This window comes from Lacticaseibacillus camelliae DSM 22697 = JCM 13995, from assembly GCF_001311195.1.
Classification (GTDB): domain Bacteria; phylum Bacillota; class Bacilli; order Lactobacillales; family Lactobacillaceae; genus Lacticaseibacillus; species Lacticaseibacillus camelliae.
In genome coordinates, this window is the sequence record NZ_BBAJ01000024.1 from 1 (window position 1) to 15593 (window position 15593).

Consider the following 15593-nt stretch of genomic DNA (forward strand, 5'->3'; position numbering starts at 1 on the left):
TCTGCTTTTCTCGGGCCCAAGCGCCGGGCAACTGCAGGAGCTCGTAGCGCGCATCCGGCAGGTCCAGCGCAAAGCTGCCGGCCTGCTCCAAGTACAGTGGCTGCTGCCCCAGATTGTGATAGCTGACCGCGCGCGTGATCACTGGCAGGTCGCGGAAAATCGTGTACTGCAGCCACACTTCAAGGTGGCGAAAACCATCGGCCAGCACAATGGTCAGCGTGTCCGCCTCGTCTTCTTGATTCACATAAGTCGCCGGCAGCCCTGGCAGTTTGGGTTTGCCTGGCGTTACCGTGTAGCGTTGGTACGCCAAGGCAGTGGCCTTCGTCCCGTCCGCGTATGTCACATCGAAGGCAGACTGCCGGTAGTCCCCGTGGTCGTTGCCTGGAAACTCCTGCAGCGCCGTGTCCAGCGAAAACGGCGTGCCTTCATACCCCGCCGGCTGCGGCGCCAAAGACGCGCGGTCCACATCCGGATGCGGCAGCACCTGCGTGAAGTGCTTGATGCGCGGGCCGTAGTACACATGCAGCAGGAACTGGTGATCCTTCACCTGCATGACATAGCTGATCTGATCATTGCACAGATGAAACGTCAGGGTCTTTTTATCGATCAATATTGCCATCACAACGCCCTCCTCCCCCCTGAGTATAGTGGGAATTGCCGCAAAAGTTAAAACTACGCCTTACAACTCACAAAGTACCGGCGCATGATGGGCGGCCGCCAAAAACTTCAGCACCGCTTCGCCGCTGATCAGCACCGTCTTTGTATTGTCGTTCGGATGAAATGCCACCGGGCTGACAGTCAGCACAGGCCGGTCGATCACCACCGTCACCGCGTTGGCCTCATCATTCAGCACGTTAAACACCGAGACACTGCCCGGGGCGACGCCAAGAATGGTCTGCAGCTGAGCCGCTGACGCCATGGTCAGTCTGCCGCTCCCGAGTCGCACCCACAGGGCTTTGAAGTCCAGCCGCTTTGCCTCGTCAAGAATCACCAAGAAGAACCGCTTTTGGTCTGTCACCAGCAGATTCTTGGGCCTGCTGCCCTCAAAGGGCGGCACGAGCCGGTCAGCTTCGGCCGTGGTAAACACGGCTGGATGCTCGATCACTCGGTACGCGAGCCCCTGCGCCTTTAGCCAGGCCATCACTGCAGCCGCATTAGTCATCGGGGTTTCCCCCCTCACGATAGGAAAGCAGGTCGCCGGGCTGACAGTCCAGCACCGCGCACAATTTTGCTAGCGTTGCAAAGCGAATGCCCTTGGCCTTTCCCGTCTTTAAGATGGACAAGTTAGCAGGGGTGATGCCGACTGCCTCGGCCACAGCGGCACTGGTCAGGCCGCGCGCCAGCAACATTTTATCCAGATCAACTTCAATCACAAGATCACCTCAAATAATTGCGTCCTGGTCCTGCTGCAGCGCGACGCCGTAATTAAACCAGACCCGCAGCGCATACACGCCGCCCACGACCCCGACGGCCGTCAGCAAGGCCACAAAGTCGACTGTGATGACGCCTTGCAACAGGATTTCCGCCATGGTCATCACCAGCGACCCGAGCAGTCCCCCAAGCAGCACCCGCGCGATGAGCGTCAGCAAATGCGCATTGCCGGCGGTAAAATACTCGCCTTGACGCATCCGCCTGACCAGCCGACTCAACAGCCCGAGCAGCACCAGCCCCAAAGCGGTCACGGCCAGCAGCCATATGCCCATCAGCTGCCACTGCAGCGCCGGTGTATAGTAGAGATTCAACAGTTTGGTCACGTGCCGGCCGTTGCGCGTCCACGTGGCGGTGCCCCAGTTGTTGGGTTTGATGGTCAGCCAAAGGACCGACCATTTTGGCTGGATCTTGGCGTGGCTGGATTGAACCATCTGCCAAACTGTCTGGCCCATGGTGACCAGCGCCAATAACCCCAAGACCCACAGGACGTTCGCGATGATCTGCAATGCATAGCGAATGTGTTTCATATCAGCCGCGCTCCTTCCTGCATCAGGTCAAAACCGCGCTGAAACAGCGCCGTGAGCACATAGAGGCCAACCGCCAGGCCGGTCGCGGCCACAGCGGCCATCAAGCCCGAAGACCCTGGCCCAACCAGTGCGGCCACATACTCCAGAATCATGATAGCGCCCACCACCCACAATAGGCGGTGAAGAATCATCAAGTTGGCCTGGACAAAGAACTCGCCGTGGCGCAACCGGTGAACCAACAAACTGATCAGGACCAGCGCGGCAAGGGTCAGCATGACGCTAAGCAGCCAGTCCGCGGCACTCAGCTTCAACCAGTTGCCCTGGCCGTTCAACGTGAGATGAAAGTGGCCATTGCTGAATGTGGTCGCGGCATGGTCGCCCCCGGCAAGCTTCACCTGGTTGGCCTGAACCGCGGCCGGTCGCTCGCCGCTAAAGATTCGGCCAAGCAGCCCTAAGCTGCTCAGGGCAATCCCGCCAATCAGTAAGATCAAACCGGCCAGCACCACCTGCAACCCCGTCAAAAGGGTCTTGGTGCGCCGGCTCAACTGTGGTTGTTTCATTGTGTCGCCCCTTTTCTTATTGTAAGACGATAATACCATATCGTTAAACAATAATCACCAGTTTCTTTCTGGCTGGCATTTAGCCAAATCAAAAACGCCAACCGCGCAGCTGTGTAGGCTGTGGGGTCGGCGTTCAGATTACTTGCCGTAAGTAGAATCCTCGATGATCTCAACGTTCGCGGCCTGAGGGCCCTTGGCGCCTTGAATGATCACAAACTTAACTTTCTGCCCTGCCTTCAGCGACTTGAAGCCGCCGCCGATGATGGCAGAAAAGTGAACATACACATCCTTAGGCAGGTCCGGATCATCCGGTTCGATAAACCCGTAGCCCTGTTTCTCGTTGAACAGTCTCACGCGGCCTTCCATGGCTAGGCCTCGAAGCCGTTCTCAACGGCTTCCGGGAAATTCTCCGCGACAATTTTCGCGCAGCGGCCGCACAGCGTCGGGAAGCGCTTGTCCGCACCAACGTCAGTCGTGGTCATCCGGCAACGCTGGCAAACATCGCCTTGCGCGTGTTCAACCAGAATGTCGGCATCGTCAAAGTGCACGGCACCGGCGGGCGCGCTTTCGCCATCAGCTGCCACCGCAAAGCCACTCGTGATCAGCAGTTGCATCACGTTGGCGTCAAGGCCAGCCAGCAGCGTCCGGACGCTATTTTGCGGATAAACCGTAACGGCAGCCTCCATGGACTTGCCGATCAGCTTAGCGTCGCGCGCCATTTCCAGGCTCTTTTGCACCTCGGCGCGGAAGCTCATGAACGCAGACCACTGTTTGAGCAAATCGTCTTGGCCGGCAAAGTCTTGGGCTTCCGGCATGTTGCTGAGGGCGGCATACTGCTCGGGCTGGCGCAGGTACGGCCAGATCTCCTCGGCGGTGTGGGCCAGGATCGGTGTCAGGAGCTTGGTCAGGTCAAGGAGCGCTTCAAACATCACCGTCTGCATGCGCCGGCGAGCCAGACTCTTTTCCGCCTCAATGTAAACAACATCCTTCGCAAAGTCCAAGTAGAACGCGGACAGGTCGTTGACCAGGAAGCTGGAGATAGTCTTTTCCACCGTGGCAAAATCGTACTTGTCGTACGCGGCCTTGGCCGTCTTGATGACCTGGTTCAGGCGAACCAGCATGTACTGGTCCACGCTGCCCAGCTGCGAGAACGGCACCGTATCGGTCTTTTCGTCGAAGTCACCGGTGTTGGCGATCATGAAGCGGAGGGTGTTGCGGATCTTGCGGTAGGCCTCAGAGGTCTGGGCAAAATTATCCATCGACACGCGCACGTCAGAAGACGAATCGACCGTCGCGGCCCACAAACGGATGATTTCCGCACCGTACTGGTTCTCCACCTTGTCCGGCGCAATCGTGTTGCCCAGGGACTTGGACATCTTGCGGCCTTCGCCGTCCAGGGTGAAGCCTTGCGACAGGACCTGCTTGTATGGGGCGACGCCGTTGACCGCCACACTGGTGATCAAGCTGGAGTTGAACCAGCCGCGGTACTGGTCGGAGCCTTCCAGGTACAAGTCCGTTGGGTACTCGAGCTCTGGCCGCGCCTCGGCCACGCCGGCCCAGCTGGAACCGGAGTCGAACCAGACATCCATGATGTCGGTTTCCTTGGTGAACTTACCGTTTGGTGAGTGCACGTTGGTGTAACCCGCCGGCAGCAGGTCCTTGGCCTCGCGCTGCGACCACACAATTGACCCATACTTACCGAACAAGTCGGCCACGTGGTCAATGGTTTCCTTTTCGAGGATCGGGGTGCCGTCTTCAGCGTAGAAAATTGGCAGCGGCACGCCCCATGCGCGCTGACGAGAGATGACCCAGTCGCCGCGGTCGCGGATCATGTTGTAAAGTCGGGTCTTGCCCCAGCTTGGCGTGAAGGACACGTTGTCGATCGCGTCGAGGATCTGCTGGCGGAACGCGTCAACAGAAGCAAACCACTGCGTCGTCGCCCGGAAAATGACCGGCTTCTTCGTGCGCCAGTCGTGCGGGTACGAGTGAGTGAAAAAGTCGAGCTTGAGCAGCGCGCCTTTTTCCTCGAGGGCCTTAGTGACCATCGGGTTAGCCTTGTCGTAGAACACGCCTTCAAAGCCTGGGGCGTCCTTGGTCATAAAGCCCTTGGCGTCGACGACTGAAACCACCGGCAAGTCGTAGTTCATGCCGGCCTTGTAGTCGTCCTCACCATGCCCTGGCGCGGTGTGGACCAACCCAGTCCCTGAATCCAGGGTGACGTGATCGCCCAGGATCACCAGACTGTCGCGGTCGTAAAGCGGGTGTTTGGCCACCATGCGCTCCATGTCTTTGCCGGAGAAGGTCTTCAGCACGGCCACGTCGTTCCAGCCGAGCGCCTCCTTGACGACCTGCAGACGCTCGGACGCAACCACGTACTTTTTGCCATCGGCTTCGACCTGGGCGTACTCAAAGCGCGGATTGACGGCAATCCCCTGGTTCGCTGGAATGGTCCACGGCGTCGTGGTCCAGATGATAAAGCTGGTGTCAGTACCGATGATGCCCTTGCCGTCCTTAACTGGGAACGCAACGTAAATCGACGGTGACTTCACATCGTGGTACTCGATCTCGGCTTCAGCCAGGGTCGACTCCGAGGACCAGGACCAGTAAACCGGCTTCAGGCCGTGGTAAATGTAGCCTTTTTCGGCCATAGCCCCAAAGACGCGGATCTCCTGCTCTTCAAACTTCGGCTGCAGGGTGATGTACGGGTGATCCCAGTCGCCCAGCACGCCAAGCCGCTTGAAGTCGGTGCGCTGCTTTTCGATTTCCTTCATGGCAAACTGGCGGCAGAGCTCACGGTACTCGTCCATTGGCATTTCCTTGCGGTGAACGCCCTTCTTGGCCAGCTGCTGCTCGATCGGCAGACCGTGCGTGTCCCATCCAGGCACGTAAGGGGCGCGGAAGCCGTTCATCGACTTGTAGCGCACGATAATGTCCTTAGAGATTTTGTTCAGGGCGTGCCCCATGTGGATGTTGCCGTTCGCAAACGGAGGGCCATCATGCAAAATGAAGGCCGGCTTGCCTTCGTTCAGCTTCTGGCGCATTTCGTACAAGTGGTTTTCTTCCCAGGCCGCCTGCATCTTCGGTTCCTTGTTCGGCAGCCCCGCCCGCATCTTAAAGTCGGTGTGGCCGAGGTTCAACGTATCTTTAACTTTCATGATTACTCCTTTTCTGAATCTGGATAAACTTGGCTGCCGCCAGCACATGGGTGAACCCTTGCACCTGACAAAAAAACACCCGTCCTCTCAATAGGACGAGCGTGCTCGTGGTACCACCTAAGTTCAAAGCAAAAGTCTTTGCTTCCTCTAGTCGACCCAATAACGGTGGTCACCCGTCGAAGTTACCTCCGACTTACGCAAACTGATACCGCCAAACGACTGCCACCGGGCTTGCACCCTCCCCGGCTCGCTGCGTGCAGTTGTGCTTAGCGACGCGTGTTCACGACTTATTCTTGAGGCGCCTCACTGGCATCACTCGCGGCGCTTGCCGAATCGGCAGGCGCTGCTGATGAAGTGGTGTCTTCAGGTTCATCGGTTGGAAAAACAATTTCCGTGTACCGCGTGTCGCCATCAGTGTCCTCAGCTGCCTCTGAGTGTACTGAATCTACAGGCTGCTTGTCAACCTCTGCAGCAGATTCAGGCGTTTTCTCCTGGGCGGGATCAAGGTACTCTGCAGATTCCGTGGTGCTTGCAAGCAGCTCTTTCCACTCTGGGCTCTTGACGACTTCCAGCTGCGATTCGAGCATGACCTGCAGGCGCTGACGGAAGACACGGGTCTGACGTTTGAGGTCCTCGGTTTGCACGGTGATGTTCTTCGCCTTGTCCGAAGCGTCCTTGACGATTTGGTTGGCCTTTTCGGTGGCCGAGGTCAACATGTCCTGGGAGGTCTTTTCAGCCTTCGACTGGATCAGCGCGGCCTCATCGTCGGCGTTCTTCTTAACCTTGTCGGCCGCCTCTTGCGCAACGATGATCGACTGGTTTAAGGCATCCTTCAGATCATTAAAGTACTTGTTCTTGTCCTGAAGTTCCTTGAGTTCTTTTTCCATCTCTTCGTTCTTCTTGAGCGAAGCGGAGTAATCCTTGATGATCTGGGCGAGGAAGTCATTGACCTGATCCTCGTCGAGGCCGCGCATGCGGTGATTGAATTCCTTATTGTGTATGTCCAGTGGACTTAATGCCATGATGAACCCTCCCAGCTATTTCTTAATAATGTCGACAGCGACTCGTTCTTTGCCTTTTTTTTGCTGACACCGAGCACTTCGTTGACGCGAATGCGGCCATAGCCGCGCACCGACACAATGTCGGCCTCCCCCACGGCCGCGTCCGGGCGGTCCGTAAGTTCAAAATTCAGTCTGACCTTGGCCTATTCAACCAACGCCTTGGCGCGCGCCCGCGACATCGTGAACGCATGCCCGACCAAACTGTCCAGCCGCAAGCTGCTCATTGACAGCTGCGCAGGCTCCCAGTCATTGCGCGGCGTGACGACCTGGTCCAGGCCCACTTGCACCAGCCGCACACTAATGCGGCCAAGCTTAATAATGTTCTCCTGGACCCAGTCGCTCATCGTTTTGGTGGTAAAGATCTGCCACCGGCTGCCATCGGTAATGATATCGCCAAACGCAGTCATCCGCACGCCCGCGTTTGCCACTGTTCCCAGCACCTGGCTGTGATGCAGCTCGGCAAACTTTTCCGGGTAATGGATCTCCAGTGGGGCCACCTCGAAGTCGATCAGGTCAGGGGCAAAGTAGTCCGGCGCGAAAATCACCCGGGCGCGCTCCGCGCCGATGTAGCCGCCGAACACGTGGCACTTAACGTCACCGTTAGTGCCGGTCAAAGTCCGCGCTATATGGATCTGGCGCGGATCAAGAAAATCGGTCAACACCGGCCGGTATTCCGTGGCGGCAGTGCTGATCTGACTTTGCAACTCGTCGATCAGCGGTGCCTCTTCTTTTCTGAAATGCTGATAAATCGCATCCATGTTAGCCCACCCGCATCAGGATCGCGCTGAATATCGTGCCGAGACCCGAACGGACCAGGTCAAGGACAAAAAAACGCAATCAGCGGCGAAAAATCAATACCAAAAATCGGCGGAATGAAATCGAAAACATTCAGAAACGGATTGACGATCCGGCCCAGCCACTGGCCAAAGCGCGATTGCCACGCTCCTGGGAACCAAGACATCAGCACGTACACGACCATTGCCAGCATGTAAATATACAGACCATAATTGATGATCGTAAAAAGCCAATACAGAACTGTCGCCATACGCCCTCCTAGTTGGTCATATCAAGGTCGCTGTCAGTGCCCAGCGTGGATGCCAGCGTGCCATCAATCTGGAAGTTCGCTGGGGTGACCAGAAAAATCATCTCGCCGACCCGCCGGATCTCACCATTGATGGCAAACACCGTGCCAGTCAGGAAATCAACAATGCGGGTGGCGTCCTCGGCCTTGATCTGATCAAAGTTGACCACCACCGCCTTGTTGTTCAGCAGGTGGTTGCCGATCTCTTTTGCGTCAGAGTAGATCCGCGGCTCGTAAACCACAATGCGCGCGGTCTTATCGGCCGGATCGCCCATTGCGACGACTTTATTGCCGCGGTACTTGGGCTTGTTCTGATGATTTGCGGTCGGCGCCGCAGTTGGCGCCGTTGCAGTGTCCTGCTCAGGCGTTTCAGCCGCGTCATCCTCATCCGGGTCCATCGAAAAGAACTCGCTGAATTTACTGCCAAGTTTTTCAAAAGCCATGAGAATTCCTCCCTGATAAAGACATGTTGCTGAGTCGCGCTATGCTGAGCAACGCCCGAGCATCCAGCTACGCCCAACGCCTCGCCGCCAAAAACCAGCGGCAATGCGCCAGGCTGGGCTGACTGTCGGCCTAAGTGCGCTCAGCTTTGCAGCCTGGTTAGTCGCGCTACGCTGAGCAACGGCCGAGCATCCAGCTACGCTCAACGCCTCGCCGCTAAAAACCAGCGGCAACGCGCCGCGCTATGCTGGCTGTCGGCCTAAAAACACTCAGCTTTGCAGCCTGTTTACTGCCGGCGCAGCTTGAAGAATGGCGGCTGGTCGTCGTCACCCTTGTCGTCCGGCTTCTTCTCGTCTTCCGGTTCTGGCTGGCTTTCAAAAATGTCGAATTCCTGTTTCTTGACGTTTGTAAAGTCCGCGTCCTGATCACCGTTTTGCTTTGGGGTGTCGCGCTTTGGTTCACGGCGCAGATCCCAGTTGCCAAACGGATCGTCTTGGGCCGGTTTTGCGCCATTACCCTTGGCATCCTGAGCCGGACGATTGACTTGACGGCGATTGCCGCGGCCATTGTTCTGCTGAATCGTTGAATCATCGATCCCAGTCGCAATCACCGTGACCACGACCTCATCGCCGAGTTCTTCATTGATGGAAGTCCCAAAGATGATGTTGACGTCGGAACTTGCCGCCTGTGCCACAATGTCCGAGGCGTCCTGCGCTTCAAACAGGGACAGGTCAGGGCCGCCCGTGATGTTCAGCAAGACGTTCTTGGCGCCGTCGATTGACACTTCAAGCAGCGGACTGGAGATGGCCTTCTTGGTCGCCTCAACCGTCCGGGTCTCACCGGTCGCAGAACCGATGCCCATCAAGGCAGTGCCCTGGTTGGCCATCACAGTTTTAACATCGGCAAAGTCCAAGTTGACGTAGCCGGGGCTGGTGATCAGGTCGGAAATGCCCTGAACGCCTTGACGCAGCACGTTGTCGGCGGCATGGAAGGCTTCAAGCATCGGGGTCTTCTTGTCGACGATTTCCAGCAGCCGGTTATTCGCGATAATGACCAGCGTGTCGACCTGCTCCTTGAGCTGAGCGATGCCTTCAGCGCGTTCTTTGCGCGCTTGGGCCCTTCAAACGTGAACGGCCGGGTCACGACCCCAACAGTCAGCGCGCCAAGGTCCTTGGCAATTTTAGCCACGACCGGGGCTGCACCGGTCCCGGTGCCACCGCCCATGCCGCAGGTAACGAAGATCATGTCGGCGCCCTTCAAAGCGTTTTCGATGGCTTCTTCGCTTTCCTCTGCCGCCTTTTGGCCAACATCAGGAGTTGAACCAGCACCCAAGCCCCGGGTCAGTTTCGGCCCAAGCTGAATCTTGGTTTCCGCGTCCGAGTTGGACAGCGCCTGTACATCGGTATTGGCCGCGATGAATTCCACGCCCTTGACCTCTTCAGAAATCATGCGGTTGACCGCGTTGCCACCAGCGCCGCCGACCCCGATGACCTTGATCACCGCACCGGTGTCTTTATCTGTATCCAGTGAGAATTCCATTGTCGTTCCTCCTTAAAAAGGTTTATTCGAAGAAGTTGCCGAAGAAGCGCTTCAAGGCTGAAGGTTTCTTCTCGCTGTCTTGGTCCGGTTCGGCCTTGCTTGGTTTGCTTGGCACTTTCGTTACCGGCGCGTCTGCGGCCTCGGCCATCTGACTGGTCGTTGGGGTCGGCAGGACGCTGGAAACCAGGATGTCGATATCGGTCATTTCCGCCGCGTAGGTGATCAGGCCCAGCGCCAACGTGAACGCCGGGTGCCGCATCCCCATTTGATCCGGGATGTAGCGCTTGACGTTGCGCTGAAAAATGTCCGAAGCCAGCGGTTCGATGCCTGGCAATGCAGCGGTGCCCCCGGTGATCACGATTCCACCGGGCAGGTCCAAGGCGTTGGACTGCGCCAGCGCCTCATTCAGGCGGGTAAAGATCTGCGTCAACCGCGCCTCAATGATCTCTGAGAGATAGTGCTCCGACACCATGACCGGCTCCGTTTGGCCAACCACCGTGACCGGGAACTGATTACCCTCAGGCGCTGCCTGACTATCGGCATTGCCGTAATCGCGCTTCAGCTTCTCCGCGTCGGTCAAGCCGGTGTTCAGCACCACCGAGATGTCCTTGGTGATGTAGTCACCGCCTTCTTGGTCCAGCGTGGTCAACTTCAGCTTGTGGTCATGAATGACCGCCGCCGTGGACTGGCCGCCGCCCAAATCGATGAGGACGGTACCAAAGTCTGCCTCGCCATCGCTTAAGGCGACTCGCGCCTCAGCCAGGGGTGCAACCACGATCTGCCTGATCGACAAACCAGCTTTTTCAATCGCTTTTTTTTGGTGTTATGTAACACAGTCTTCGGCACGGTGAACAAAATGCCGCGCATTTCCAAGCGGACGCCAATCATCCCGCGCGGATCCTTGATATCGTCAAAGCCATCAACAATGAACTCAGTCGGCGTCAAAGACAGGATCTCGCGCTCCGGTGGCAAGTTGCGCACCAGCGCTGCCGAGGCGACCGCCTTCACATCAGCGGCCGTAATTTCCTTGCTTTGATCGCCCACCGCGATCATGCCGGAGACGGTCTCGATTTGAAGCATCGTGGCCGGCACCCCGGCCACGACCTCTTTGATCTCAATGCTTGCCTTCTCAGAAGCTTGTTGCACCGCCTGACGAATCGCCGAGGCAGCCTTATCAATATCCACGATCACGCCGCGGGATAACCCCTGCGCGCGTGAATTGCCCACGCCAATAATGTTTAACTGGCCTTGAACACGCTCGGCCACGATCACTTTTATTGAGGTGGTCCCGATATCAAGCCCGACATAAATGTCTTGATTTCCCATGGACCCGGAACCTCCTTACCAACCTTTTTATAGTAGGATGAGAAAATATAACGCTGAATTTAGTTTAACACACCACATTGCGATTTGCGGCGCCATCTCGGCGAAACGCACATTTTCGCTTACTTTGAAGTGGACTTGCTGTAAGGCTTAAAATACGCGCCCACCTCTAGGTCCACGGTCCCCTTACCCTTCACCTGGGCGATAATGCTGGGGTAATATTTGATTTGTTTGGCCACCGTGCGCGAATCGGCAACCACGGTGTTGCCGTCGGTCATGGTCATCGTGATCTGGTAAGGATTGCCTTCGCCGCGACTGGCCGTGACCTCTGAGGTCGTGCGCCGCACCACCGCCGGGAAGCGGCTGAGGGTCTGGGCGAGCTTGCCGGCCTCGCCTGCAGAAAAGCCGGTGAACACCGGATAGTTATCCAGGGGGGTCGTGGTGCCTGACTTAATGATCGTCCGTTAGCCAAAATCATGTGGTAACGTTTTTTTTGTGACAACGTACCCGATTGGCTGATGCTCTGCCACGTGAATGGTGACGTGATCCAGCGCACTGACCGAAACGCGCGCCGTTTTGATCTGCGGCACTCGTTTTTCGATTCTTGCGGCCAACTTGTGCTTGCTGACCACCACCTGCGGGATCAACACTCGGTCGGACAGGCCGCTGGCATCGATCACCGTCTGAATTGGCACGTTGACCGTGCCAGCCACTGAAACCTGCTGCACCTTGGCCAGCGGCGAGACCATATAACCAAAAAAAGCCAGCAAAAGCAACAGCGGGGTCAGCAGCAGGACCAGGTTGCGCGTGCGCTTGCGGCGGCGCAACGTTGCCACTCCTGGCAAATGGAGCTTGGTTGCCCGCTCCGGCCGGCGTTTTTGTTTGGCCTGGTAGGCCTCCCATGGCGTAAGCGGATCATTTGGTTTTGCGTGTTTGCGCCAGGCCATCGGCAGGCCTCCCTTCTATCAAGCGTTAATGCTTTTGAACACTTTCCAGCACGGCAATCAGCTGATCGGCCGCGTCTGGGGTGCCCATTTTCTTGGCCGCCTGCGCCATGCGGGACAGCCTGGAATCGTCATCCATTAGGGCCGCCACCTGCGAGGCAAAGTTCGCGTCCAGCTCCGGCTCCGTGATGACCTCGGCGGCGCCCACATCCACCAGGCTTTTCGCGTTGACGAACTGGTGGTTGTGCGTGACGTTAGGACTCGGAATCAGCACACTGGGCAGCCCCAGCGCCGTGAGTTCAGCAATGCTGGTCGCCCCGCTGCGCCCGACGACCAAGGTCACGTCCGGCAGAATGCCAGGCATGTCGTCAATGTACGGCACGACCTTGACGTTTGCGGGCAGCTGCCGGATCTGCTTCGTGATGGTGCCGTAATGGCGCGTGCCGGTGACAAACAGCGTCTGAAAGTCCGCGCCGCCGAACGTTGGCAGCGCGTTGACCGCTGCCTTGTTGATCATCGGGCACCGCGCGAGCCGCCGAAAATCAGCAGTGTGCGCTTGTGCGGATCCAGCCCAAAGTCGGCAAGGCGATCGTTGGGCTTGAGCCCAGCCACTTGCTGGGCCCGCGGGTTGCCGGTAATGACCACTTTTTTTAGCCGGGAAGGAACTGGCAACGACCGGGAACGTGATGGCAATTTTGTCCACCGCGTGAGCCAGAAACTTGTTGGTGACCCCGGCGACCGAATTTTGCTCGTGGATCACCGTCGGCACATGGTGGCGCGCCGCGGCGTACAAAACGCCGGCGGAGACATACCCACCGGTGCCGACGACCACGTCTGGTTGAAAGTCTTTGATCATGCGGGTCGCCTTGCGCAGCGAGCCCACGAACTTCTCCACCGTTTGAATGTTGATCTTGACGTTTGTGAAACTCACCTTGCGTTTAAACCCCTGCAGTTCAAGGGTTTCAAACGGGATCTTCGCGTTAGGCACGATGCGGCTTTCAAGGCCTTTGGCGGTGCGACATACATGACGGCGTCCAGCATACCGCGTTCCTGCAGGCGCTGAATCAAGGCCAACGCCGGATAAATGTGCCCACCAGTGCCGCCGCCTGAAATCATCAGTCGCATAATTTACCCTTTTTTTCTCAGCGTACTGAGTCACTGCGTCAATAAATTCATCCCCGCGCACTTCAAAGTTCGGGTACTGATCCCAGCTGGCCGCGGCCGGCGACAGCAGGATCACATCGCCGGGCTGACTGGCAGCAAAGGCAATCGGTACGGCCGTTTTGACATTATCAGTCCGGGTGAATGGAATGCCGGCCTGCTTTGCCAGAGCCTCCATCAGCGGCGCGGTTTCGCCAAACGTGACCATCGCGCGAACGTGCTGCTTGATCAGCGGCAACAGGTCATCCATCGGCAGGTGCCGATCCAGTCCGCCGGCCAGCAGGACGATCGGCTGCTTGAACGCGTTCAGGGCCACGGTGCTGGCCTCGACGTTTGTGGCCTTACTGTCGTTGTAAACCTTACGGCCGGCTACCGTTTCGACGTACTGAATGCGGTGCTTAACCCCGGTGAAGCGGTGCAGCACGTCGACAATGGCTGCATTCGGCGTGCCGCTCAGCTTGGCGGCGGCAATGGCAGCCAGCGCATTTTCAATGTTGTGGTCGCCTGGGATCTGCATCTCGTCGGCCTTCATGAGCTGCTCCCCGTCAAAGCACAGCCAGCCGGCGGTCAGCGTGGCGCGTGCGCCTGTTGCCCCTTTGCGGGAAAACGGGACAACGGTCGCAGGACTTTGCTTGGCCAGCTCGTGCATCTCTGGCAGGTCCCAGTTCATGATGAAAAAGTCGTCTTTGGTCTGGTTCATTGTGATGCGCATCTTGGCCTTGACGTAATTTTCACGGGAGCCGTGCCAGTCCAGGTGCGCCTCGTAAATGTTCGTGAGCACCGCAATGTGCGGGTGCAGCTTCTGAATCCCGACCAGCATGAACGAGGACAGCTCGCACACCACCGTGTCCTGGGCGCCGGCTTTTTGCACCACACCGGTGACCGGAATGCCGATGTTGCCGGCATCATACGCGTGACCTGCAGTCTCCCGCTCGTTCAGCATCAGCCAATCAGCGTCGTCGTGGTGGTCTTGCCGTTGCTGCCGGTGACCCCGACCCAGGTCGAGTCGGACACCGAATAAGCCAGTTCCGGCTCGGTGATCACGGGAATGCCCAACTGCTGGGCCCGCACCACCATGGGATTGGAATAGGGAATGCCGGGGTTTTTGACCATTAGCGAAAAGCCTTCGTCGAGCAGCTCGACCGGGTGACTGCCGGTAATGACCGTGACGCCTTCGTCCAGCAAGGCTTGCGCGTCTTTATTATCATCAAACTTTTGCTTATCGTTCACCGTCACCAAAGCGCCGAGCCGATGCAGTAGTTTAGCAGCACTGACCCCACTTTTGGCCAGGCCCAAAACCAACACTTTTTTGTTCTTATAATCCGAATTATTCAGCAACCACTTACGCTCCCTATATATCCCGGCGGCGGCCGGGTTTACTTAACTTGCACGGCGCTAGGCCAGTGCATAAACCAGATACAATACCGCACCAATCAGACCGACCAGCCAGAACACGGTGTCGACCTTCCACTCAGACCAGCCGAGCAGCTCAAAGTGGTGGTGGATCGGGGCCATCTTAAAAATGCGCCGGTGAAACAGCTTGAACGAACCGACCTGCAGGATCACGCTAGCGGTTTCGCAGACAAACACGATCCCGATCAGCAGCAGCGACCACGGCCGGTCGAGCAGCAGCGCAATCACGGCGATCAAACCGCCCAAGGCGAGACTCCCGGTGTCGCCCATGAACACCTTGGCCGGCTTGTGGTTAAACAGGAAAAAGCCGACCATCGCGCCAATCGTGACCAGGCAGAGAATCAGGACATCTGTCCGGCCATCGTGCACCGCCAGCACGGCGTAGGCCGCAAAGGCGATCATCGACAGCCCCGCCACCAACCCATCCAGCCATCAGACAAGTTGACCGCGTTGGAAAAGCCCACCAGCCAGAACAACGCAAACACCGCGAAGACCCAGGCCACGTTCAGCTGATAGCCAAACAGCGGCAGCACCGTCGGAAACCCCTCATGGAAGTACGCGGTCAGAAAAACTGCGCCGCCCACGATCTGGCCCAGCAGCTTCTGCCAGGCCTTTAGGCCCATGTTGCGGTGCAGCTCAACGCTGATGAAATCGTCCCAAAATCCCAACGCCCCGTAAAGGACCAGGATGAACAGCCCGGCCCAGACGCTGAGGGTCAGCTGGTGCTGCCACCAGCCGGTGAAAATGGCGGCCACTACAATGGCCAAGATGAAGACCATGCCGCCCATGGTCGGAGTCCCATTTTTCTTTTTGTGCCACTTCGGGCCGACCTCACGGATCGTTTGGCCCTCTTTTTTCATCCGCATGTAACCGATAAACAGCGGCATCAGGATCACGGTGATCGCAAACGCCGCGACCATCGGGATCAGCATCTCAGTGAATTGCATTGGTCTCCTA

General features: G+C 57.7%; 12 protein-coding genes and 7 pseudogenes. All 19 read right to left on the bottom strand.

What is annotated here, in order from left to right:
• Positions 1 to 619: glycoside hydrolase family 36 N-terminal domain-containing protein (locus JCM13995_RS06035; protein WP_305068829.1), on the bottom strand; the 619-nt coding region annotated here is incomplete at its 3' end.
• Positions 620 to 679: 60 nt separating this feature from the next.
• Positions 680 to 1162 (bottom strand): prolyl-tRNA synthetase associated domain-containing protein, encoded by a 483-nt coding sequence (locus tag JCM13995_RS06040; protein ID WP_054663561.1) that lies wholly within the window; start codon positions 1160 to 1162, stop codon positions 680 to 682.
• Complete coding sequence (locus JCM13995_RS06045; RefSeq protein WP_054663564.1) at positions 1155 to 1373, bottom strand: helix-turn-helix domain-containing protein; 219 nt, start codon at positions 1371 to 1373, stop codon at positions 1155 to 1157. The genes JCM13995_RS06040 and JCM13995_RS06045 overlap by 8 nt, the downstream gene beginning before the upstream one ends.
• A gap of 9 nt (positions 1374 to 1382) precedes the next feature.
• A complete protein-coding gene (locus JCM13995_RS06050; RefSeq protein WP_054663567.1) occupies positions 1383 to 1958 on the bottom strand; it encodes a hypothetical protein in 576 nt (191 codons plus the stop codon).
• Positions 1955 to 2518 carry a hypothetical protein gene (locus tag JCM13995_RS06055; RefSeq protein WP_054663569.1) on the bottom strand — a complete coding sequence of 188 codons (564 nt, stop codon included), beginning with the start codon at positions 2516 to 2518 and terminating at the stop codon, positions 1955 to 1957. Before JCM13995_RS06055 ends, JCM13995_RS06050 begins: the two co-directional genes overlap by 4 nt.
• A gap of 138 nt (positions 2519 to 2656) precedes the next feature.
• Complete coding sequence (locus tag JCM13995_RS06060) at positions 2657 to 2884, bottom strand: cold shock domain-containing protein (protein ID WP_054663572.1); 228 nt, start codon at positions 2882 to 2884, stop codon at positions 2657 to 2659.
• A gap of 2 nt (positions 2885 to 2886) precedes the next feature.
• Positions 2887 to 5673 (bottom strand): isoleucine--tRNA ligase, encoded by a 2787-nt coding sequence (ileS, locus tag JCM13995_RS06065; protein WP_054663577.1) that lies wholly within the window; start codon positions 5671 to 5673, stop codon positions 2887 to 2889.
• Positions 5674 to 5960: 287 nt separating this feature from the next.
• Positions 5961 to 6695: a DivIVA domain-containing protein gene (locus JCM13995_RS06070; protein WP_054663579.1), complete on the bottom strand. Its 735-nt coding sequence runs from the start codon at positions 6693 to 6695 to the stop codon at positions 5961 to 5963.
• On the bottom strand, positions 6686 to 6811 hold the full coding sequence (locus JCM13995_RS16830; protein ID WP_263849583.1) for a hypothetical protein: 126 nt from the start codon (positions 6809 to 6811) through the stop codon (positions 6686 to 6688). Before JCM13995_RS16830 ends, JCM13995_RS06070 begins: the two co-directional genes overlap by 10 nt.
• Positions 6812 to 6877: 66 nt before the next feature.
• A complete protein-coding gene (locus JCM13995_RS06075; protein ID WP_225350751.1) occupies positions 6878 to 7492 on the bottom strand; it encodes a YlmH family RNA-binding protein in 615 nt (204 codons plus the stop codon).
• Positions 7493 to 7551: 59 nt separating this feature from the next.
• Positions 7552 to 7779, bottom strand: a complete 228-nt coding sequence (locus tag JCM13995_RS06080; RefSeq protein ID WP_156314355.1) for a YggT family protein — start codon at positions 7777 to 7779, stop codon at positions 7552 to 7554.
• A gap of 8 nt (positions 7780 to 7787) precedes the next feature.
• The gene (locus JCM13995_RS06085) at positions 7788 to 8258 is read right to left on the bottom strand and encodes a cell division protein SepF (RefSeq protein ID WP_054663583.1); all 471 of its coding nucleotides are present in this window, start codon (positions 8256 to 8258) and stop codon (positions 7788 to 7790) included.
• 284 nt (positions 8259 to 8542) lie between these two features.
• Positions 8543 to 8755: pseudogene (locus JCM13995_RS18040) on the bottom strand (cell division protein FtsZ); the annotation flags it as partial.
• Between the two features lie 89 nt (positions 8756 to 8844).
• Positions 8845 to 9795: pseudogene (gene ftsZ, locus JCM13995_RS06090) on the bottom strand (cell division protein FtsZ); the annotation flags it as partial.
• A 22-nt stretch (positions 9796 to 9817) separates the two neighbouring features.
• Positions 9818 to 11121 (bottom strand): annotated as a pseudogene (ftsA, locus tag JCM13995_RS06095) (cell division protein FtsA).
• Between the two features lie 119 nt (positions 11122 to 11240).
• A pseudogene (locus JCM13995_RS18045) lies at positions 11241 to 12065 on the bottom strand (cell division protein FtsQ/DivIB).
• Between the two features lie 25 nt (positions 12066 to 12090).
• A pseudogene (murG, locus tag JCM13995_RS18050) lies at positions 12091 to 13187 on the bottom strand (undecaprenyldiphospho-muramoylpentapeptide beta-N-acetylglucosaminyltransferase).
• A 25-nt stretch (positions 13188 to 13212) separates the two neighbouring features.
• Positions 13213 to 14561: pseudogene (murD, locus tag JCM13995_RS06110) on the bottom strand (UDP-N-acetylmuramoyl-L-alanine--D-glutamate ligase); the annotation flags it as partial.
• A 57-nt stretch (positions 14562 to 14618) separates the two neighbouring features.
• Positions 14619 to 15583, bottom strand: a pseudogene (mraY, locus tag JCM13995_RS06115) (phospho-N-acetylmuramoyl-pentapeptide-transferase).
• Between the last annotated feature and the right edge of the window lie 10 nt (positions 15584 to 15593).